A 20934-nucleotide genomic window follows, 5' to 3' on the forward strand; every position below is an offset into this window, starting at 1 on the left:
CAGAATGACAAAACATATTACAGATTGTACGATTCTGAACAACGGCGTGACGATGCCATGGCTGGGATTTGGGACCTATCGAGCAAAAGGTAAAGAAGTACAACAAGCAGTGGAGACTGCATTGGAAGTTGGATATCGTAGCATTGATACGGCGTCCGTCTATGGAAATGAAGAGGAAGTGGGACAGGCTATAGCGAGCAGTGGTATTGCCCGTAATGAGCTGTTTGTAACAACAAAGCTGTGGAATGAGGACCAAGGGTTTGATTCGACTTTGAGAGCATTTGAGGCCAGTCAGAAGGCGCTTGGATTAAATGTCATTGATCTATACTTAATTCATTGGCCTGGCAGAGACCAGTATAAAGAGACGTGGAGAGCATTCGAACGTCTATATAGTGAAGGAAGCGTACGTGCCATTGGTGTAAGTAATTTTGAAGTACACCATCTGCGCGATATCATAGATGAAGGTGGGACGGTACCTGCGGTGAATCAGGTGGAACTGCATCCAGGTCTGATTCAACAGGAGCTGCAGGATTTCTGTGGGGAGCAGGGTATTCAATTGGAGGCGTGGAGCCCCATTATGAGAGGTAAACTGAACAAGGAATCGGCCTTGAAAAGTCTGGCACAGAAATACGGAAAAACACCGGCACAGGTTATTCTGCGCTGGGATATCCAGAACCAAATCGTGACGATTCCGAAATCGGTTACCCCTGAGCGGATTCGTGAGAATGCGGACATCTTTGATTTTGAATTGACTCCTGATGAGCTGAAACTAATTGATGCGCTGGATTCGGATAAACGGACGGGACCACATCCGGATCAGCTATTTTGGGATTGAGCATGTAGCTCAATTCCAAAATGAGTGTTTAATGATCTGCTTGTGGATGTTCCGGTGACGGATCGTTCTTCGTGATATAAAATGAAAGCATAATCCTTTACACTATGCAACTACGTGTGCAGAACAATCTTTCGATCGCTGTTATCCCCGGATTTTTGGAATTCCCTATCTTCAAAGGGTAACATCCAGTGATAAATGCGAAGTGTATGCTTCCGTTGCAGCTTTCTTTCAGAAAGCTTTTAGCGCCGCTTCTCCAGATTCGTTCTGCCCTCTCCGTTATAGTGTAAATTATGAGTTCATCTTATGTGGATGGATTTAAATAAAGCAGCAGGATCAAGGGAAACCCCTTGATCCTGCTGCTTTATTGTTATTTGGATTGATCCGGTTGCGGAACCTCGCAGCCGTCTTCTGTGCACACTCCACTGCCATCTGTGTCAGTGGTGTTGGACTCTACCATGGTGAAAGGGGAACGCTCGTCCCAAGCTTTCTGAATAGCGTCAAGGAACACTTCATCCGGTTGAGCGCCAGATACAGCGAACTTGCGATCAAATACGAAAAACGGCACACCCCGGATGCCTAACTGTTCGCCTTCGGCCTGGTCAGCACGCACTTGGTCTGCGAATTGATTGCTTGACAAGACTTCTGCTGCGGCATTGCGGTCCAGACCGACTTCTTCAGCTAACTGGATCAGTACATCGGTATTGCCGACATGTTTGCCTTCAATGAAAATCGCTTGAAATAATCGTTCGCTCAGTTCAAGCATTTTTCCTTGTGTTTCTGCCCAATGGGTCAGCCGGTGAGCAGAGAAAGAGTTGGTAGGAATCATCTCATCAATGTTGTATTCCAGTCCAGCTGTACGAGCATTGGCGTTCATCTGTGCATTCATGCCACGTGCCTGCTCCACACTCATATTGTATTTGGCAGCGAGATATTCCGCGTTGGTTTTGCCACTGTTCAATTCAGCATTTGGATCGAGTTCGAAACTTTTGAACTGTAATTTCACATCATCGCGGTGTGGGAATTGTGCCAGTACATTCTCCAAACGACGTTTGCCAATATAACAGAAAGGACACATAAAGTCGGACCATATTTCAATATTCATGCATTAAAACCTCCATTATCTATAAATGAAACCAATACAGTTACAATTATATAGCGACTTTCCATCATTCGCAAGGTTGTGGTTATTCCCAGCCTCAAAAAAAGAAGTGCTGAAGCATGCAACGGATTGCACTCTCAACACTTGTAGTTTAACTTCTTATTTATCCCGGTATGCTTTGGTCCAATGGTAAGGCTGAATTTCGTCCAATCTCTTGTAAATTAAAGTGCCATCCGGGTCGTATACGGCAGCTTTCACGTCTTCTCCCCAGAAAAACAGTCGTTCTTGGCACACACCACAAGGGGTGAGGACCTTGAATGCCGAGTACTCATCGTCACGTGCCACGCAGATCGAGTGGGTGACACGCTCGTTTAATTTGTGTGCTTCCAGATAGGCTCCTGTTTCCATACATAAGTGTGTGGCGTCATTAATCACTTCTGGAGCTACGCTGATTAACAGCGAGCCAGATTCAGTATAAACGGCAGCCGCCCCACCCCACCCTTGAGGGTAGCGATGTTTGACAAAGTTTGCTGCTTCTTCGAACAGCTTTTGTTCAATATTGAATTGATCTGGATGTGACGTCATGGTCATGCATTAGCTCCATTTCAGTGTAGTGTCGGCTTAGCTTTGAAAAATGAATAATACATTTCTGTCGGTGCAATGTTCCGCTTAGTGTTTGTTAGGATTCGGAATCAGACGCTTGCTGCTCGCGAAAACGCGAGATCAGGTCAAACGTATTAACCGTATCTGACACATGCAGTCGTTTCGTTGCTTCCTCATGAGCAGGTCGGCAAGCATTAATATCCGTTTTGGTGCCTGTAGACAGATCGTAACAGGATCCGCTGTCATAGATGTAATCATCCGAAGGAATATAGAACAGGGAGCCATCTGTAAATGCACCGCTGCGCAATACCACCATGCGGGAGGAACCGTTGTACACATCGTTGCCCATGTGGTAGTAGGATTGATCTGATATCCCCAGCAGATGCAGTACGGAAGGTGTAACATCCAGTTGTCCGGCAGGCTCGTCAATCGTTCCCGCCGCGGCTCCGTCAGGCAGATGCACGAGCAAAGGCACTTCGTTCATAATCTGCTCCATATCCAGATCAGTCAGCGAACGTCCGAGAAATTTCTCATATTGAGGCTGCTCCTTGATGGAATTATCGTGATCCCCATAGAACATGAAGATCGTTTTGTCCCACAATCCCCGATTTTTCAGGTCTTCCACCATGTTACCGAGCGCAGAATCCACGTAATGAACGGATTGCAGATAGTTGCCAAACATCGTTCCTTTGAATTCCCCGACATCCAGCTGCTGTTTATCCTGGGGCAACGCGTATGGATGATGACTGCTGAGCGTAATAAGGAATGAATAGAACGGTTCTGCAACCTCACTGCTCATTTTCTCAACCGATTGGCGGAAAAAGGAATCATCGGAGAGCGACCAGCCAAGCGGGTCATCCTGTTCAAAATCATTTTTACTGTAAAACTTGTCATAATTCATATTCTGATACATCGTATAACGATTCCAAAATCCGCTCTCATAGGCATGAAATACATTCGTACTATAACCATGATCCTTCAAGATAGAAGGCAGGGAATCGTAACTGTGGTCTGCGTAACGGACAAATGCGGATCCAACCGACAGCGGATGCAATGAAATATTGGCTCCAAAGTCGGCATCCGATGTCCGTCCCTGACCTGTCTGATGATAAAAGTGACTGTAGTACTGGCTTTCCTTCATCAGCTCGTTAAAATGAGGCGTAATTTCCTGTCCGCCAATGCTCTGGCCAATCATGAAATTCATGAAGGCTTCACCTTGGACAATGATTACATTGCTGTCTTTGTACTTGCCAAACATCACATCCTTCGGTGGATCTGCCTGTTGTCTGTTGGCGAAATAAGCTTCCGCCTGTTCGAGATCGGCAGGATCGACCTCCGGTCCAGAGCCAAGCTGGTCTTTGGCATAGTTGTACAGATCATAGCCATGAAAAGCAAGGAGTCCGGTAACATTGTACATGGATACGTTCCACCAGTTGTTATCGAACAACCCTTTTGCCCAGGTTTTACTATAAAAATAAATCGGACCAACCGCGAGCCCCAGACCCAACACCAGGGCGATGCTACCTGCGGTGAGTCGACGACGCATGGTTGTTTTGCGGGAGTTTGATGAGTAAGAGTTTAACCCGTTCGAATATGCGCTGTAATCTCCCCGACGGTTACGTTTGCTGAAAAGAAGGATTGCTGCATATGGGATAACCACCAGCCAATCGACGAAAAACCACAGATCACTGGCGTAGATTAGCGTAGCGATGCTGTCTCCCAAAGCGTCGACCTGTCTGGCTTGCATCAGCACAGGAATCGTTAAAAAATCCTGAAAGTAGCGATAATAAACCATATCCGCATAAATCAGTGCAGTGAGCAGCAGATTGAGCATAACGAGTGATATAATCATGCCCCGGCGAGGCAACCACCAGGTCCAGAAGGACAGAAGCAGCAGCGAACCGATGGCAATCACTTTGTCCAGAAGCCCCATCGTAATGTTGTAGGCGTGCAGATTGTGGTGAAGCCACATTAATTTGAGCAGCATGAGTACAAGAAAAATAAGATATAACGTAAGTGGATGACTCAGAAGCCCGCGCGGCGTAAGGCCGCGTGTTGGCTTAGTGACAAACATATATGTCTCCTCCCTGATGAATGGTTTTGTTAACGGAATGTAAAATAGGACTTTATCCATTATAGCGTGGTGTCATGGCTTTTCAACTATGCCCAGGGGATAAAAACTTCATGCGGAAGCAATGTTATCAAGATCATCCATAAGTCTCCTGAAATACATACAAAAAAACGCCCCAGCCGTGGAAGGCAGGGGCGCTTGATCATTCTAATATTATTATTGTTGTGGTGTTTTGTTACGTGGAGGCAGTGGGCCCAAATACTGATAATATTGGGTTTCGATGCGTCCATTGAACAACTTGCGGCGCTTGTCTGCCTTGTGGCCGAAGTCTTCCTCGAACGATTTGGTCGACGTGATGGCGAAAAAGGACCATGTCGGCAAATCGAGGTAACTGCGCCCTAAAGAACGAAGCAGCTTCTGTACTTCTTTCTCTTCACTCAAACGTTCACCATATGGAGGGTTGGTAATAATGACACCATATTCACCCTGTGGTCTTGCACGATGAGCTGGCAGGACGCTGACTTCAATATCCTTGGCGAAGCCGGCACTCTTGATTGCTGCCTGCGCAACTTCAATGGCTTCCGGATCGATGTCACTGCCCGAAATTTGCAATGGAATATCGTCGCGAACCGCGTCAAATGCTTCTTCGCGCGCCTGTTCCCACAATTCTTCAGGAATGACAGCCCAGTTCTCGGAGTTAAAGGTCCGACGCAGTCCTGGTGCAATGTTCCAGCCGATCATGGCGGCTTCAATCAGCATTGTACCTGATCCGCAACATGGATCATAGAAGGGGCGGGATACATTCCAGCGACTGAGCTGAATAAGCGCCGCAGCAAGCGTTTCTTTGAGCGGAGCTTCAGTTACCAGTTTGCGATAACCACGTTTGTGCAGACCAGGTCCAGTTGTATCCAGCGTAAGCAGAGCCCGATCGTTCAACAGAATGACCTCAATCACATAACGAGACCCATCCTCTGGGAACCACTCCGTGTCATAAGTCAGCTTCAGTTTCTCTACGATTGCTTTCTTCACGATCCCTTGTGATGCAGGCACGCTGCTCAGCTGAGACTTGTGGGAGCGACCTTCTACCGGAAATTCGCCATCGGCTGGAATCCATTCCTCCCAAGGTAATGCTTTGGTACCTTCAAATAATTCATCGAACGTTGTCGCCGGGAATTCACCCATTTTGATCAACACCCGATCGGAACTTCTCAGCCACAGATTACACCGGCAGATATCAATATAATCTCCAGTGAAGAAAACCCGGCCATTGTCGATCGTAACATCCTCATACCCCAGTTGCTTCAGTTCCCGGGCGACAACAGCCTCGAGTCCCATCGCCGAGGTCGCAATCAATTGCAATTGAGCCATGTGATTCATTTCAACTCCATTTCAAGCCGGAGAAGGAATTTCCTTCTCTAAGCTGTATAGTGACGGTGCGGCCTTGCCGCTTTCCGTGAAAAAACTTACAATGAGAAATGCGGTGCGCTCATGCATTCATCTTTCGAGCCGATGCAGCAGTTCAACCGCCTGTGTTTGACAACAAACATTTATTATAGAACATTGGCATCCATATGGAAAGCAGTCCAAGTGTCCAAGGAGGATTTTAGCGGTGAATCTGACCCCTGACGAATATGTAAATCAATTATTTCAAGAGGATGATCTCTTGTTAAAGGTAAAAGAAGCCATCCGATCGAACGGCATGCCGGAAGTTTCGGTTGCAGCGGCCTATGGCCGGTTGCTCACTTTTCTCGCGAAGACATCAAAAGCGGAGGCTGTACTCGAAATCGGTGTGCTGGGTGGATATAGCGGTATCTGTCTTGCTCGCGGTCTAAGTGACGGTGGAACACTGACTTCGCTGGAACTGAAAGAGGAATACGCAGCGATGGCTCGTGGTCATCTGGAGGAAGGGGGGTTTGGAGATAAGGTCGAATATCGAATCGGCCCCGCAGCCGACAGTCTGGAGAAGCTGGCGCAGGAAGGGCGTACCTTCGACTTCTTCTTCATTGATGCAGACAAAGAGAATTATCCCGTTTATCTCGATTACGCCATTAAGCTCGCGCGGCCCGGGGCGGTCATTGTGGGAGATAACTGTTTCCTGCGCGGCCGTACGCTGAATCCGGACAAGCAGGGTCCGGCTGTCCTCGCGGTTCGACGCTTCAACGAGCAGATGGCGAGTGACCCGCGCCTCGTAACAACGATGCTGCCGGATTATGATGGTCTGGCTCTGGCCTGGGTAAAATAAGAAAAAGATACAGATACAGATCCGTTAAAACGGGTGGCATGCGCAGACAATTCGAAAAGAAAGAGACGATAACACTCCTGAATCTCAGGGGATTATCGTCTCTTTCTGCTTAATTGGAGAGAAGTTATAAGAGTGGCTATTATACTTCCGGTGTTCCGTAAGTCTCAAACCATTTTTTGATCGTGTCAAAATCATCGCTGAAGGATAGGCCAAGCATCAACAAAATGCGTGCTTGCTGAGGACTGAGGTTGTCACCCGCGATAACGCCTTTCCCTCCGCCATATACACTGCCTGAACCTGTCCGAGTGGTCGTTACGAAGATTACACCATCCTCCACCGCCTTGGTACGTGCTTGTCCCATCGCTCTGGAAATACCGCCTGCTCCTGTACCAGACGTTACGATTCCCTTGGCGCCGCCTTTCACAAATCCTTCAATAGCCTCGCCGCCAGCTTCCTGATAGGAAATCGCAATTTCAACCTTGGCGAGATCTGCCTTCGTGATTTTGCTTAGGTCGAATGCCGGTTTTAATGTACCTTCAGGCTTCAAGGCACGTGCAGGAGCACGGTAAATTCGAATGTTTTCTTCATCAATATAACCTACTGCACCAAGCATTGGGGTTTCGAACGTGTCTGTTCGATAATCATTCGTTTTGGTCACGCCACGTGCCAATTGAATGGTATCGTTCAACATCAGCACGGTCCCAAATGAAGTCGTGCGCCCGCTGCCTGCGAGCTTGATGGCGTTGTACAGATTCGCTTGTGCATCTGAGCCGATAACCGTCCAAGGGCGCATGGACCCCGTAATGACAACGGGTTTATCACTTTGTACGGTCATGTCGAGGAAGTAGGCGATTTCCTCCATGGTATCTGTACCGGTGGTAACCACAACGCTGTCATACTGAGCCAGAGCTTTATCTACCGTCTGAGATAAATCATAGAGATCAGCCATGGTATAAGAGCCTGAACCTGAATTTCCGAATTGGAGTGTGCTAACATCTGCAATCTTCTGTTTGTCCGGTAAGGCGTCGACCATTTCTCCAATCGGGAGTGTACCGGCTTTATAGTTCTGGAAGCTGGTTGCATCCTCGGATTGACCTGCAATCGTACCACCCGTTCCAATGACCAGAACATTAGGCAGTGCGGATTGTTTGAACGAATCTGATAGAGCAGGGATGGTTGTATTGCGAGCCGGAGTGGATGATGCGGCCTGAACCGCACTGGTGGTACCGCTCACTTCTACCGTAGCTGCCTGAGCTGCATAGGTCCCGATGGGGGACAGGGAAATGGTCAGAGCCGTCAAAGCGGCTGTGCTCCATACAGCCCAAGGACGAAGATTTGAAGTTTTTTTCATGAATAGCACTCTCCTTCAGGTTAGTTTCGTGTGATGTTTGTTGAGGATGATATGTATATGAATTCAAATTGATTGTATTTCATGTTAAATAATATGACAATTGTAGATAAAGGTAGAGTAATCGGTTACATTAATAGAAATGTAGAGTATATATCGTATTTATTAGGTTTTATGAATGAATATGAGAAGATAAAAAAAGAGGATGGGGAATATGGAATCATAAAAAATGATTTTTAATGTAATATTTTATTACATATGAGTCTTTCGGCCTGATAGATTTAGAAGGAGATTTTGGGGGGAAGTGTTGCAGGATCGTCCATAGCAGAAGTGATCTTATCCATAACGAATAATGAGGGTGTAAGTTAGCGAGTCTTGATGATTTTTGTAATACGATCTAGGAAAAGAGGCTCAATTATTGCCAAATATTTGTATGCCGGCAGTGTTGAGTCTATAATATATGGTGATTTCAATATGTAAATAAATATATATTAATGATTGGAGGAGAAACGATGAACCGAGCCCCCAGAAAGTATGCCAATTACATTCCGATCCGGGAGCTGGAGGCGGTGGAGCAACAATTACTTCCCTTCCAGGTGTACGCTGAACTTCGTGAAAATACTCCAGTCCGCTATGACAACCATCGAGAATGCTGGGATATTTTCCGTTATGAAGATGTGCAATATGTGTTGAAAAACCCTAAACTGTTCTCTTCTGAACGTGATCGTGCCAACGCCAGCATGCTTACTACAGATCCGCCTAAGCACAAACAACTGCGGGACCTGGTTAATCAGGCGTTCACACCTAGAGCGATCGAAGCATTAGCTCCGCGTATTCAGGAAATCGCTGATGAATTATTAACTCCGCACTTTTCAGAAGGTCGTATGCGTCTTATCGATGATCTTGCTACTCCACTTCCGGTTATCGTGATTGCCGAATTGATTGGCGTCCCTGCCTCAGATCGCCAGAAGTTTAAAGACTGGTCTGATGCACTTGTGAAGGGTGCGCGGGATGACAGTGATGAAGCTTTCCAGGAATTGATGGAAGAAAAGAAACGGAACCAGCAGGAACTGGCGAGCTACTTCACGGCCATTATGGAAGAAATACGTCAGCGACCAGAGGATGATCTGATCTCTTTGCTGCTTGCTGCGGAGATTGAAGGGGAGAAGCTAACGGCAGAGGAAGTGGTCGGATTTTGCATCTTGTTACTTGCTGCCGGTAATGAAACCACAACCAATCTAATTACCAATGCTGTTCGTATTCTGTCAGAGCAGCCTGAGCTTCAACAGCAGCTGCGAGAACACCCTGAACTTATCCCCACTGCGGTAGAGGAAACGTTGCGTTATTATCCTCCAATTGTGGCTATTGGGCGTATTGCCAAAGAAAACGTAGAATTGAACGGACAAACGATTCAGGCCGGGGAACAGGTGATATCCTGGGTAGGATCGGCCAACCGGGACGGTGGTCAATTCGATCAGGCAGAGAAATTCTTGCCTGACCGCAAGCCGAATAGACATATGGGTTTTGGGTTTGGTATTCATTTCTGTCTCGGTGCACCACTCGCACGACTTGAGGCGAGGGTTGTACTTCAGACGATGCTTCGCCAAATGGAAGATATCCAGCTTGTGCCCGATACGGTTTTGCAGCCAATTCAAAGTGCTTTTGTATTTGGCGTTAAAGAATATCCGATTCAATTCAAGAGTTTAATTCACAAGCCCTCTGACGCAATGAATCAATGTTAAGGTTTGAACAAATGAATGTGAAAAGCCGCTTTCATGCCTGATAGGCACTGAAAGCGGCTTTTTCTTAAGAATAAATATCATTTGAATCGAAGCGTCATGATTCTCTGAGCAGAGGAGGCTTTTTGTACAGCTTGAATCTCACCCACACCATGTTGAGCAGCAGCAGACCACCAGAGACGATGAACAATCCTTCGATGCCGATGAACCCGGCCATAAATCCGCCGATTACGGCTCCAAGCATGTTACCCAATGCGAGTGTGCTCGTATTAAAGCTGAACGCCCGGCTAATCATGCTATCTGGCGTATAGGAGCGAATGAGCGCATTGACACTTGGAAGCAGGCCACCCATGAACACACCCATCATGAAACGGACGATGATGAGCTGCCATACCGTCTGCACGAAAGCTTGAGGTATAAGCATGAGCCCTGTTCCTATAAGAGAAAATGTTAATACCTTGTGTGAACCAATCCTGTCACTGAGCTTTCCGAGAATCGGGGACATGGCCATGTTGGACAATCCCGTGACTGCACCGACAAGTCCTGCCCAGAAGGCGACGTTGACATCCGAACCGTGTAACTTCTGTACATACAGCGGCAAGAGTGACATCGGACTGATCATGGCAAATTGCAGCAGGAATGTTACAGCGAACAATGCAGGTAACTGGGGCGACTTGTTCAGTTCCTTCAAACCGGACAATACGGATTGTTCCGGCAGTTTGGCTGCTTCCTTACGGTCAAACTTCTCTCTGACCAGGAACATGGCGAGCATCGAAGCTGCGAAGATCAGTCCGCCAGTAATATAAAAGATAGGGCGGAAACCTACTGCATCAGCGAGCAAACCGCCGATTAGCGGACCCAGAATCGTACCGGCAACCTGGCCGGACTGGCTGATACCCATGGCGAAACCCATACGATCCTTCGGCGTTGTACCCGAGATCAGCGCAACTGCTGCCGGGTTGAAGCCAGAGATCGTACCGTTGAGCAGACGTAATAAAAGGAGCTGCCACGGGTTCTGTGCAAAACCCATCAAGGCGATAACAATCGCCATCCCGAATCCGGAACGCAGCAACATAATTTTTCGGCCGTACTTGTCAGACAATTTGCCCCACAAAGGCTGGAACAAAAATGAGGTGAGGAAGTTGGCAGCAAATATAAATCCCGCCCATATGCCAATCTCATGCTCACCAACCACGCCAAGATCCTTGGCGAGATAAAGGGACAAAAATGGGGTGATCATGGTCATGCCCGAGTTGACCAGAAATTGTCCAAACCAAAGCACAATGAGGTTTACTTTCCATGTTTTCAAAGTGCTTTCACTTCCTTTCCGATCGTTTCTGCAACGTTTCAAAAAAACACGATTCTTTCATTATAACATAATTTGCATATGGGTGAGGGGATGTAAGGAATGTCATAGTATTGTCATCGGAACAGATCGACACGTGGTTGTTACCGCTCTTTAAAAAGGGCATAATGTTATTTATGAGTCCAAAAACTATTGGAGGCTTCTTACATGAGCTATAATGATCGTCTGATTCAGGCCAGCTTCAAACAGCAGGTAGACCGTGTTCCCGTGTGGTACATGCGTCAGGCTGGGCGTTATGATCCCGAATATCGCAAGATTAAGGAAAAGTATTCTTTGCTCGAAATTTGCCGTCAACCTGAGCTAGCAGCTGAAGTTACACTCATGCCGGTACGTAAACTTGGTGTGGATGCGGCTATTTTGTATTCCGATATTATGAATCCGGTTGCTTCACTCGGTATAGATTTTGATATTGTTAAAAATATTGGACCTGTTATAGACAATCCAATCCGCACGGCGGCAGATGTGGATCGTTTGCGTCCCATTGATGTTGAAGGAGACCTGTCTCATATTCTGGAGACGATTCGAATTCTGGACAAGGAACTCGATGTACCCTTGATTACGTTTGCCGGTGCACCGTTTACCATCGCCAGCTATTTGATTGAAGGCCGACCTTCCAAAGGGTACATACGGACCAAAACGATGATGTACAGTGAACCTGAAGTGTGGCATAAATTAATGCAAAAACTGGGCGATATGGTGATTACATATGTCCGTGCACACATTGCGAACGGCGGCAAAGCATTCCAACTGTTCGACAGTTGGGTTGGCGCGCTTTCGCCAAACGACTTCAGAACGTATGTGTTGCCGACGATTACTCGTATCTTTACCGAATTATCGGATTTGAATGTACCGAAAATTTATTTCCCGGGTGTGGCTTCTGGAGAATTGCTGCCAACCCTGCATGATCTGCAGGCTGATGTGATTGGGCTGGATTGGAGAGTATCCATCTCCGAGGGACGTAAACGACTGGGCGGAAAATTTGCTGTACAAGGTAACCTTGACCCTTATGTGCTGACTGCACCGATGGATCTGATTAAGCAGCATGCCAAACTGATTATTGACGAAGGTATCAAGGAGCCAGGGTATATTTTCAATCTGGGGCACGGACTATTTCCTGAAGCATCTTTGGATAAATTAAGAGAACTCACGGCGTATATTCATGAATATTCTGCTGAAGCATTGAAGACTGGGGTGACGGTTACTAATGACTAATACAGTAGGTGTACTGGTGATGTCGTATGGCACGCCTGAGAATATGGAAAGTATTGAAGCATATTACACACATATCCGGAGAGGACGTCCACCTGAACCGGAACAACTGAAGGAATTGACCGACCGTTATGAAGCGATTGTTGGGGGTGTGTTCCCTCTTCGGGAAAACACGGATAATCAGGTTAAAGCCCTCCAGGAGACGTTAAACAAGGATGGTCGTTCCAATGAGGTTGAATTCCGTTGTTATCAAGGGTTGAAGCATGCGTATCCGTTCATTGAGGATGGCGTGGAACAGATGGCGAAGGATGGAGTTCAAACTGCAATAGGCATCGTACTGGCACCACATTTCTCCACGATGAGTGTAGGGAGCTATATCAAGCGTGCTCGGGAGAAAGCGGAAGAACTGGGTATCCAGATGTCCTTCATTGAGAGTTATCATCTGCACCCGAAATTGATTCAGGCTCTCTCCACACGTGTTAGCGCCAAATTGGATGCTTTCGAGGAAGCTGGAGCCAAACGCGGGGATGTACGCGTGCTGTTCAGTGCACACAGTCTGCCTGCACGAATTGTAGATATCGGTGATCCATATCCGCAGCAACTGCTGGAGACTTCGGAAGTCATTGCTTCCCGTTTAGGAATTACGAACTGGCAGTTCACGTGGCAAAGTGCAGGGCGGACGGCGGAGCCGTGGCTGGGCCCTGATATTCTGGACACGCTTCAGGATCTTGCTCGTGAACAGGTGGAAGATGTGCTTGTAGCACCGATTGGATTCGTATCGGATCATCTGGAAGTGCTCTATGATCTTGATATTGAAGCCAAAGCGATTGCCAAAGAGATGGACATGCGCCTTATGCGTATCGATTCTCTCAATAGTGACCCACTTTACATGGAAACGTTAAGTGACGTCATTATTAGCCAGTGGCAGCAAGGAACGGATGAGTAATGGATGACCATAAACGTCGTGTCGTTGTTGTCGGCGGAGGTCTGACCGGCCTAAGCGCGGCATTTTATATCCGGAAGCATTACCGGGAAGCAGGGGTTGAACCTGTCATTACCTTGGTTGAGAAGAGTTCTTCCATGGGTGGCATGATCGAGACGCTACACCGGGATGGATTCGTCATCGAGAAGGGGCCGGATTCTTTCCTTGCCCGCAAAACGGCGATGATTGATTTGGCTAAAGAGCTGGAAATAGACCATGAGCTGGTCAGCCAAAATCCGGAATCCAAAAAAACGTACATCATGCAGCGTGGCAAGCTGCATCCTATGCCGGCAGGACTTGTTCTTGGCATTCCGACGGAGTTGAGACCGTTTCTGAGAAGTGGCCTTGTATCTCCGGCAGGCAAGCTGAGGGCTTTAATGGATTTTGTCATCCCTCCCCGTCGTACAACAGAGGATGAATCGCTCGGTTATATGATTGAACGCCGACTTGGAGCGGAAGTGCTGGAAAACCTAACTGAGCCGCTGCTTGCGGGCATCTATGCAGGTGACATGCGGAGATTGAGTCTTCAGGCAACCTTCCCGCAATTTGGCGAAGTGGAGCGGGATTACGGTAGTTTGATCCGGGGAATGATGACTGGCCGCAAACCGGCAGAGACTCATACGGGAACGAAGAGGAGTGCTTTTCTGAACTTCCGTCAGGGCTTGCAGAGTCTGGTTCATGCGCTTGTCCATGAATTGCAGGACGTGGATCAACGGCTGAACACTTCCGTGCAATCCCTGGAGGTTCAGACTGGAGATGCAGCCAGATATAGCATTCAGCTGGATAACGGAGAGCGTCTTGAAGCAGATGATGTAGTCATTACCGTGCCTACGTATGTTGCATCCGAACTGCTGCAACCGCATGTGGATACAGCGGCTCTGGATGCCATCAATTACGTATCGGTAGCGAATGTTGTGCTGGCTTTTGAGAAAAAGGATATCGAACATGTATTTGATGGATCGGGTTTCCTCGTTCCGCGTAAGGAAGGCCGCAATATTACAGCATGTACATGGACATCAACCAAGTGGCTGCACACCAGCCCGGATGACAAAGTACTGCTTCGTTGTTATGTTGGCCGTTCGGGAGACGAACAGAATGTGGAACTCCCGGATGATGCACTGACGGATCTGGTCCTCAAGGACTTACGTGAAACGATGGGCGTAGAGGCCGTTCCGATCTTCTCGGAAATTACTCGGCTCCGCAAATCCATGCCGCAGTATCCGGTAGGTCATTTGCAGCAGATTGCAGCACTCCGGGATGAACTTGGCAGCAAATTGCCGGGGGTTTACATTGCGGGCGCTGGTTATGAAGGGGTAGGCTTGCCTGACTGTATCAAACAGGCGAAGGAAATGTCAGTTCAAGCTACACAATTGATTGATGCAAAATAATTAACGTTATGGCTGTCTCGAACGTAGAGTTTTTCTACAGGGGAGACGGCCTTTTTTGTACCATAAAGCGAAAAGGTGAGAGAAGTAAACTCTTTCAATGTTTGCACTTCCAAGGAATGATGGAAATCCAGAATATGCCTGATATAATATGATAAGGATTGCTGTGAAGAAGAGGAGCTGCCTATGTATCCCCCAAGATCAAAACGAAGTGTACAAAAGAAAAAAGTGAAACGTGCTCGCAAACGCCGGATTTGGATCATTAATCTGGTATTGATTGCGGCAATTGGACTTGTCGGCATCTATTACGCAGTAGGTATGCAGGAGCAACGAATAGACCCAGCGTTGACAGAAACGGCTGTGAATCAGGAACCTGTGAATGAAGAGGGGCCTCAGGGTGGAGATCAGGTGAGTTCACCTGACACGGATTCGGAGGAGGGTACTACTTCGGATGAAGGATCGGAGGATTCTGACAAACAGGTAACTGAAAATTCCGGCGGTAAGTCTGGTGAGAAAAAGCCTGATGCTGCAGATTCCAAGGCAAATGGAAAGACAGATACGGGAACGAAAAAAACGTCGGATACTTCTGCTTCTTCCGGTTCCAAGGGGAGTGAAGGTACAGGGAATGAGACGAAACAGCCATCTAATTCGGCAAAAGATATAACCATTAACTTTGTTGGGGATATCCAGTTTTCGGGCAAAGTGGCTGAATTGTTGGATAAGAATGGTTATGACTATCCCTTTGCAAAGCTCGGCAACTTGTTCAAGGAAGATGATCTGACCATTGGTAACCTTGAAACTCCAGTAACCCTTGGTGGAACTGGTGCAGCAGACAAAACCTATGTATACAAGTCTTCGCCAAAAGCGCTCGAAGCGATGGTTTCAGCAGGATTTGATGCGGTGAATCTGGCCAACAATCATATCCTGGATCAAGGTGTAGAAGGCTTGGTCGATACGTTAACTTATCTTGACCAATATGGTATTGCGCACACAGGGGCGGGTATGAATAGGGATGAGGCGTATGCACCAGCATATCTGGAGCGCAAAGGCATGAAGATTGCACTGCTTGGATTCAGTCGGGTTGTGCCTGAAACGAGCTGGAAAGCGGAAGGGAATCGGGCAGGTGTTGCCGAGACTTATGATTCTACTGGAGCGGTAAAAGCAATTCAGGAAGCCCGTCAAAAGGCTGATTTGGTTATCGTTGTTGCACACTGGGGAGAAGAACGGGTCAGCACACCGAACAATGATCAGACCCGACTGGCGCATGAATTTGTAGATGCCGGAGCTGATCTGGTCATTGGTGGGCATCCTCATGTCTTGCAAGGGGTAGAGTACTACAAAGGCAAATGGATTGCATATAGTACAGGCAACTTTATTTTCTCGAAATCAACGACAGAGGAAACGTGGAAAACAGCGATTTTCCAGGCGAGCTGTAGTAAGGATGCCAAATGTAACATGAAGGTTATCCCATATGAAGCAGGGTTGGGTCAGGCGATTCCCATGGTAGATCAAGCCAACAAACTTCTGCTGGAGCAGATGACCCAGCTTTCGCCAGGTATTCGTTTTGATGCGAATGGATTCGCAACGGTAAAATAAGATTCAATTTATTTATTTAGGAGGGGATGAAATGAACAACCTTTGTGTAGCGCACCGTGGTTTTTCGTCCATTGCACCAGAAAATACGATGGCTGCATTTCTGCTTGCCATGGAACAGCCTGAAGTTCAGTGGATGGAGTTGGATGTACAGCTGTCACGTGATGGTGTGCCGGTGGTTATTCATGATTTTACTTTTGATCGGACTACGAATGGAAAAGGATTAGTTCGGGAAAAGGACTGGGCAGATATTCAGCAGCTGGATGCGGGATCTTGGAAAGGAAAAGCTTATAAAGGGGAACGTGTTCCTTCGCTTAGTGAAGTACTGGAACGTTCCTGTGGAAAAGTTCGATTGAATATCGAATTGAAAACGCAAGGGAACATGTATCCCGGTCTGCCAGCAGCGGTTATTCATGAGGTGAGGAAAAGGCATATGCAGCATGATGTGGTCATCACTTCGTTTGAACCTGCGGCTCTGGTTGAAGTGAAGAAACTGGCTCCGGAGTTCAAAACAGGTTTGATTATCGATGCACGGCCAGGGGATCTGGCAGCAGTGCTGCGGCAGATGAATTGCAATTTTCTTTCTATCGGATACACCAATGTGGACAAATCGCTTATGCGCGAGATGCGTATCGAAGGCATTCAGGTAATGGCCTGGACAGTGGATGATAAAACCATCATGAAGCGTCTTGCGGCGATTGATCCGGAGCTGATGTTATGCACAAACCGGCCTGATGTGTGGGAGCAGGCTTTTCATGAAACGAGCAGTCGATTTTTCAGACCATAAACTCCATTTTTTTGAATAGCGAAAATATGATATGTACTTATATAATAAAAAGATGAACATGCTCCATATACGCTAATGAATCCGATAAAGGTGGTCGTTAAATCCATGCTGACAAACATTCGCAATGTATATTGTGTAGGACGAAATTATAAACTTCATGCAGAAGAATTGGGTAACGCGGTTCCGGATGAACCGATGATCTTTATGAAGCCTTCCCATGCGGTTGTGGCCTTGAATAGTGAAACGCTGCAATTGCCTGCGACAAAGGGCGAAGTTCATTATGAGGCTGAACTGGTCATTCAAATCGGGCGGGATTATGAGCCGGGTATGGCTGTAGATGAGTTGGTTGACGCGTATGCATTTGGGATTGATTTTACATTACGTGACGTACAGACAGTCATTAAGAAAAAGGGACATCCGTGGACTGCAGCCAAAGGGTTCAAGAACTCGGCTCCGATTACTGCATTCCAGCCATTTCCGGGGGCCCAGGCTCTTCTTGAGAAAGACTTTACACTCACCAAGAACGGTGCCGAGGTCCAACGGGGCAATATTCGTAACATGATCTTCAGTCTACAGGACATTGTGGATTATGTAGGTCATCATTACGGACTGGGATCAGGAGATGTCATCTTTACAGGTACACCAGAAGGGGTTGGACCAACGGCAGCAGGAGATGTGCTTGAACTGGCCTGGGGCGGCGACTCCTTGGGCAAATGTACGATTACAGCAGCAGTTCAGTAAGTACCATGCATCATCAATCTGCTTACTTAGAGTAAATATGAAACCAACAGATAAAGGGGCGTTTCGACGCTCCTTTTTGGCGTGCCCTCATTCTCTGCCATAGCACATGGGAGACTTTTCATTTAAGCGAAGCTGTAGGCTGTATTGGCACTCTCCGTGACTAACTCTTCCAGTTCACTACTGTGCGCTGCGTGCTGCTCAGCGCTAATACTTCCACTTGCGAGTCGTTGATCTAACTGCTCCTTGAGCTGCCTTATTTGCAATGCGACAACCTCGTTAAAGTCACCAGCGTTCTCATCTGCAATCATCCTCAGCGATTTACCCGCGTACAGATCCTGAACCAAGTCATCTTCCGACTTTTGATTCAGAGCACTCAGCAACTCATCTCCACTATTGTCTTTGGTATCTATGTTAACGATGGACCATTTCGTCAAAGGTATAGGGGTTATCGCTGATCTGCCCCAGGCTGTTCCGGCGAAAGACATGGTGACAATCATTGTTCCGACAATGATTACGCGCTTCATATTCATATGTGTCATCCTCATTTCTATGGTTAAGTACGAATTGAATCGTAGCTGGTTTGATGTAACGCTCTGAGGATAGTGTAACCGGGAAAGCTGAAGTGAAACTTAAAACCGGATAAGTAATTTAAATATGAGGGACATCTAGCTACGAAAAAATAAAATTAAATTCATACTTGACAGGTTGGGTTAGTGGGTTATATGATGAACTCAATTATTTTAACACTCATTAAATGAACAGTGAAATAAATTGAACAGTAGCGAGCTGATTGGACCACCAAAGGCTCCCGGGACTACTCCACTATGGAATGTCCACGGGAGCCTTTTTTCGTATTTGCTGCCGTTTCAGTTAGACAGGGAGGATGAAATGAGCAATAACGACTGGGAAGCGTTGGAGAAGACGGATTGGTTGTTCCGCAAAATGGTCAGACGATTCGTGAAAGAACGAGATCGCATATCGGTAGAGGGGGTCAGTCTACCAGGCATGCTCATCCTGCACAAAATCATTCGTGAAGGGGAACAGCGGCTGGGGGATTTGGCTGAACAACTGGACTTCACTTCAGGTGCCATTACAGCTTTAACAGACAAATTGGAGAAAAAGGGACTTACGATCCGCAGGCGCAAGGAAGATGACCGCCGGACAGTTCTGCTGGACATTACTGCCAGTGGACGGGAGATGTTTGCGCGTAACAGCAATATCGGTGCCCGATGTATCACGCTTCTGTTTGAGGGCTTTACCACGGAGGAACTGGAGCAGCAAAGCCAATTTTATGAGCGGGTGATTGCGAATCTGGAGGGGTTCTCGGATACGCTGTTGGAATTGGCAGAGAACAACGGGAGGCAGGAACACGATCCATCCACCGAAAGTGACCCTGAACGGAAGCAGAGGGAGAGTACCGGAAAGAGCAACTATCTCAGTTATTAGCGTTTGATCCGATGTGAAAACAAACAATCCAAGGGAGAGATGATCAATGGGGCATTCAACAATTTATCCAACCGGGGCAACCGTATATAACCCTATTAAGGCTTGGGGTGGTTATACCGTGTATCAGGCAGGGGAGGAAGGTGTAGTACTGATTGATATGAATGGTAAGGAGGTTCACCTGTGGAAAGGGCTACTGGGTTTTCCGGCCAAAGTATTCCCCGGTGGCTTCGTATTGGGCAGCACGGGGCGAAGGGATCCGAAGTTCGGTATCCAGGACAACGTCGATTTGGTCCAGGTAGATTGGGATGGCAACATTGTGTGGAAATACAATAGCTACGAACACATCGAAGATCCGGGATATGAACCGCTGTGGTACGCTCGTCAGCACCATGATTTCCAACGTGAAGGCAATCCAGTCGGCTATTACGCTCCTGGGCTCGCACCAAAGACACAGAGCGGGAAGACACTGATTCTTGCTCATAAAAATGTGAATAACCCATCCATTTCGGATAAACCTTTGCTTGATGATGCGATTATAGAAGTCGATTGGGAGGGAAATGTATTATGGGAATGGCTGCCGAACGAGCACTTTGAGGAACTTGGATTCGATGAGGCCGCCCGTAATGTTCTGTTCCGTGACCCGAACACACGCTCATTTGGACATCTCGGTGGTGGGGTGGGCGATTGGCTACATATTAATTCAGCTTCTTATGTGGGTCCAAACCATTTCTATGAAAATGGAGACGAGCGGTTCCATCCCGACAATATTATCTGGGATGCCAGAGAAGCAAATATTATCGCAATTACCGACAGACAGAGTGGAAAGATCGTATGGAGATTAGGTCCCGATTACTCTTTGCCTGAAGTGAAGCATATCGGCACCATTATTGGACAGCATCATGCACATATCATTCCCCAAGGTTTGCCCGGAGAAGGGAATCTGCTGGTATTCGACAATGGCGGCTGGGCCGGTTATGGTCTGCCTAACCCAGCTTCTCCATATGGCTTGAAACATGCCGTTCGCGATCATTCACGTGTGCTGGAGATCAATCCGGTGACCCTGGAGATTGTTTGGCAATATACATCCGCAGAAGCTGGATTTTCCGTTCCGACAGATTCCTATAAATTTTATAGCCCGTATATTAGCTCCGCTCAGCGATTACCTAATGGAAACACGCTAATTACTGAGGGCTCCAATGGAAGACTGTTCGAGGTTACATCCGAGTATGAGCTGGTTTGGGAATATATATCCCCTTATAAGGATGGACGGAACACCAATATGGTCTATCGTTCGTATCGTGTGCCTTATCACTGGGTACCACAGTTGGAGAAGCCGCAGGAGGTTGCTATTGAAGCGATTGATGTGTCTGCCTACAGAGTGCCGGGCGCAGCGCCCAAAGGCTCTTCATCCGTTGTAAGTGTTGAGGTAACACTGCCGTTTGTTGAAGGTGCAGCCTGTGTGGCAACGTCAGATGAAGGCAAGTGAGG

At 47.3% G+C, this 20934-nt stretch carries 18 protein-coding genes; 11 read left to right on the forward strand and 7 right to left on the reverse strand.

Features of this window, described 5'->3' with window-relative positions:
* Positions 1-4 precede the first annotated feature (4 nt).
* Complete coding sequence (locus tag RS891_RS09925; protein WP_024629201.1) at positions 5-835, forward strand: aldo/keto reductase; 831 nt, start codon at positions 5-7, stop codon at positions 833-835.
* A gap of 367 nt (positions 836-1202) precedes the next feature.
* Here RS891_RS09925 and RS891_RS09930 read toward each other — a convergent pair whose 3' ends face one another.
* From RS891_RS09930 to RS891_RS09945, 4 genes are all read right to left on the reverse strand, one after another.
* Complete coding sequence (locus RS891_RS09930; RefSeq protein ID WP_113052808.1) at positions 1203-1937, reverse strand: DsbA family oxidoreductase; 735 nt, start codon at positions 1935-1937, stop codon at positions 1203-1205.
* Positions 1938-2093: 156 nt separating this feature from the next.
* Complete coding sequence (locus tag RS891_RS09935; protein ID WP_113052881.1) at positions 2094-2519, reverse strand: cytidine deaminase; 426 nt, start codon at positions 2517-2519, stop codon at positions 2094-2096.
* A gap of 94 nt (positions 2520-2613) precedes the next feature.
* The gene (locus tag RS891_RS09940; protein WP_315795186.1) at positions 2614-4611 is read right to left on the reverse strand and encodes an LTA synthase family protein; all 1998 of its coding nucleotides are present in this window, start codon (positions 4609-4611) and stop codon (positions 2614-2616) included.
* 213 nt (positions 4612-4824) lie between these two features.
* Complete coding sequence (locus RS891_RS09945; protein WP_113052806.1) at positions 4825-5976, reverse strand: THUMP domain-containing class I SAM-dependent RNA methyltransferase; 1152 nt, start codon at positions 5974-5976, stop codon at positions 4825-4827.
* A gap of 241 nt (positions 5977-6217) precedes the next feature.
* Here RS891_RS09945 and RS891_RS09950 point away from each other — a divergent pair, with 241 nt between their 5' ends.
* Positions 6218-6850 (forward strand): O-methyltransferase, encoded by a 633-nt coding sequence (locus RS891_RS09950; RefSeq protein WP_113052805.1) that lies wholly within the window; start codon positions 6218-6220, stop codon positions 6848-6850.
* Between the two features lie 139 nt (positions 6851-6989).
* On the opposite strand, the gene RS891_RS09955 is transcribed toward RS891_RS09950, so the two are convergent.
* Positions 6990-8201 (reverse strand): asparaginase, encoded by a 1212-nt coding sequence (locus tag RS891_RS09955; protein WP_315795187.1) that lies wholly within the window; start codon positions 8199-8201, stop codon positions 6990-6992.
* Between the two features lie 509 nt (positions 8202-8710).
* Between RS891_RS09955 and RS891_RS09960 the strand changes: the two genes are divergently transcribed.
* Positions 8711-9940, forward strand: a complete 1230-nt coding sequence (locus RS891_RS09960) for a cytochrome P450 (protein WP_315795188.1) — start codon at positions 8711-8713, stop codon at positions 9938-9940.
* A gap of 94 nt (positions 9941-10034) precedes the next feature.
* Here RS891_RS09960 and RS891_RS09965 read toward each other — a convergent pair whose 3' ends face one another.
* The gene (locus RS891_RS09965) at positions 10035-11246 is read right to left on the reverse strand and encodes an MFS transporter (protein WP_315795189.1); all 1212 of its coding nucleotides are present in this window, start codon (positions 11244-11246) and stop codon (positions 10035-10037) included.
* A gap of 204 nt (positions 11247-11450) precedes the next feature.
* Here RS891_RS09965 and hemE point away from each other — a divergent pair, with 204 nt between their 5' ends.
* The 6 genes from hemE (at position 11451) to RS891_RS09995 (ending at position 18000) form a co-directional block, all read left to right on the forward strand.
* Positions 11451-12515: a uroporphyrinogen decarboxylase gene (hemE, locus tag RS891_RS09970; RefSeq protein ID WP_063564891.1), complete on the forward strand. Its 1065-nt coding sequence runs from the start codon at positions 11451-11453 to the stop codon at positions 12513-12515.
* Positions 12508-13458, forward strand: a complete 951-nt coding sequence (hemH, locus tag RS891_RS09975; protein ID WP_315795190.1) for a ferrochelatase — start codon at positions 12508-12510, stop codon at positions 13456-13458. Before hemE ends, hemH begins: the two co-directional genes overlap by 8 nt.
* Positions 13458-14882 carry a protoporphyrinogen oxidase gene (gene hemY, locus RS891_RS09980; protein WP_113052800.1) on the forward strand — a complete coding sequence of 475 codons (1425 nt, stop codon included), beginning with the start codon at positions 13458-13460 and terminating at the stop codon, positions 14880-14882. Before hemH ends, hemY begins: the two co-directional genes overlap by 1 nt.
* Before the next feature lie 183 nt (positions 14883-15065).
* Entirely contained in the window at positions 15066-16475 is a 1410-nt protein-coding gene (locus RS891_RS09985) for a CapA family protein (RefSeq protein ID WP_113052799.1), read from the forward strand.
* A gap of 31 nt (positions 16476-16506) precedes the next feature.
* The gene (locus tag RS891_RS09990) at positions 16507-17259 is read left to right on the forward strand and encodes a glycerophosphodiester phosphodiesterase (RefSeq protein ID WP_113052798.1); all 753 of its coding nucleotides are present in this window, start codon (positions 16507-16509) and stop codon (positions 17257-17259) included.
* A gap of 105 nt (positions 17260-17364) precedes the next feature.
* Positions 17365-18000 (forward strand): fumarylacetoacetate hydrolase family protein, encoded by a 636-nt coding sequence (locus tag RS891_RS09995; RefSeq protein ID WP_315795191.1) that lies wholly within the window; start codon positions 17365-17367, stop codon positions 17998-18000.
* Positions 18001-18122: 122 nt separating this feature from the next.
* Here the strand turns inward: RS891_RS09995 and RS891_RS10000 are convergent, their stop codons facing one another.
* Positions 18123-18530 (reverse strand): hypothetical protein, encoded by a 408-nt coding sequence (locus RS891_RS10000; RefSeq protein ID WP_315795192.1) that lies wholly within the window; start codon positions 18528-18530, stop codon positions 18123-18125.
* A 358-nt stretch (positions 18531-18888) separates the two neighbouring features.
* On the opposite strand from RS891_RS10000, the gene RS891_RS10005 reads away from it, so the two are divergent.
* Positions 18889-19446 (forward strand): MarR family winged helix-turn-helix transcriptional regulator, encoded by a 558-nt coding sequence (locus RS891_RS10005; RefSeq protein ID WP_315795193.1) that lies wholly within the window; start codon positions 18889-18891, stop codon positions 19444-19446.
* A gap of 46 nt (positions 19447-19492) precedes the next feature.
* On the forward strand, positions 19493-20932 hold the full coding sequence (locus tag RS891_RS10010; protein ID WP_113052794.1) for an aryl-sulfate sulfotransferase: 1440 nt from the start codon (positions 19493-19495) through the stop codon (positions 20930-20932).
* The last annotated feature ends 2 nt before the right edge of the window (positions 20933-20934 follow it).

The sequence above is a fragment of the Paenibacillus sp. BIC5C1 genome (assembly GCF_032399705.1).
Lineage (GTDB): Bacteria > Bacillota > Bacilli > Paenibacillales > Paenibacillaceae > Paenibacillus > Paenibacillus taichungensis_A.

Bases quoted from the DNA above. Each gene is read 5' to 3' on its own strand.
- RS891_RS09925 (WP_024629201.1), top strand. From the start codon at position 5: ATGACAAAACATATTACAGATTGTACGATTCTGAACAACGGCGTGACG.
- RS891_RS09930 (WP_113052808.1), bottom strand. From the start codon at position 1,937: ATGAATATTGAAATATGGTCCGACTTTATGTGTCCTTTCTGTTATATT.
- RS891_RS09935 (WP_113052881.1), bottom strand. From the start codon at position 2,519: ATGACGTCACATCCAGATCAATTCAATATTGAACAAAAGCTGTTCGAA.
- RS891_RS09940 (WP_315795186.1), bottom strand. From the start codon at position 4,611: ATGTTTGTCACTAAGCCAACACGCGGCCTTACGCCGCGCGGGCTTCTG.
- RS891_RS09945 (WP_113052806.1), bottom strand. From the start codon at position 5,976: ATGGCTCAATTGCAATTGATTGCGACCTCGGCGATGGGACTCGAGGCT.
- RS891_RS09955 (WP_315795187.1), bottom strand. From the start codon at position 8,201: ATGAAAAAAACTTCAAATCTTCGTCCTTGGGCTGTATGGAGCACAGCC.
- RS891_RS09960 (WP_315795188.1), top strand. From the start codon at position 8,711: ATGAACCGAGCCCCCAGAAAGTATGCCAATTACATTCCGATCCGGGAG.
- hemE (WP_063564891.1), top strand. From the start codon at position 11,451: ATGAGCTATAATGATCGTCTGATTCAGGCCAGCTTCAAACAGCAGGTA.
- hemH (WP_315795190.1), top strand. From the start codon at position 12,508: ATGACTAATACAGTAGGTGTACTGGTGATGTCGTATGGCACGCCTGAG.
- hemY (WP_113052800.1), top strand. From the start codon at position 13,458: ATGGATGACCATAAACGTCGTGTCGTTGTTGTCGGCGGAGGTCTGACC.
- RS891_RS09985 (WP_113052799.1), top strand. From the start codon at position 15,066: ATGTATCCCCCAAGATCAAAACGAAGTGTACAAAAGAAAAAAGTGAAA.
- RS891_RS09990 (WP_113052798.1), top strand. From the start codon at position 16,507: ATGAACAACCTTTGTGTAGCGCACCGTGGTTTTTCGTCCATTGCACCA.
- RS891_RS09995 (WP_315795191.1), top strand. From the start codon at position 17,365: ATGCTGACAAACATTCGCAATGTATATTGTGTAGGACGAAATTATAAA.
- RS891_RS10000 (WP_315795192.1), bottom strand. From the start codon at position 18,530: ATGAATATGAAGCGCGTAATCATTGTCGGAACAATGATTGTCACCATG.
- RS891_RS10005 (WP_315795193.1), top strand. From the start codon at position 18,889: ATGAGCAATAACGACTGGGAAGCGTTGGAGAAGACGGATTGGTTGTTC.
- RS891_RS10010 (WP_113052794.1), top strand. From the start codon at position 19,493: ATGGGGCATTCAACAATTTATCCAACCGGGGCAACCGTATATAACCCT.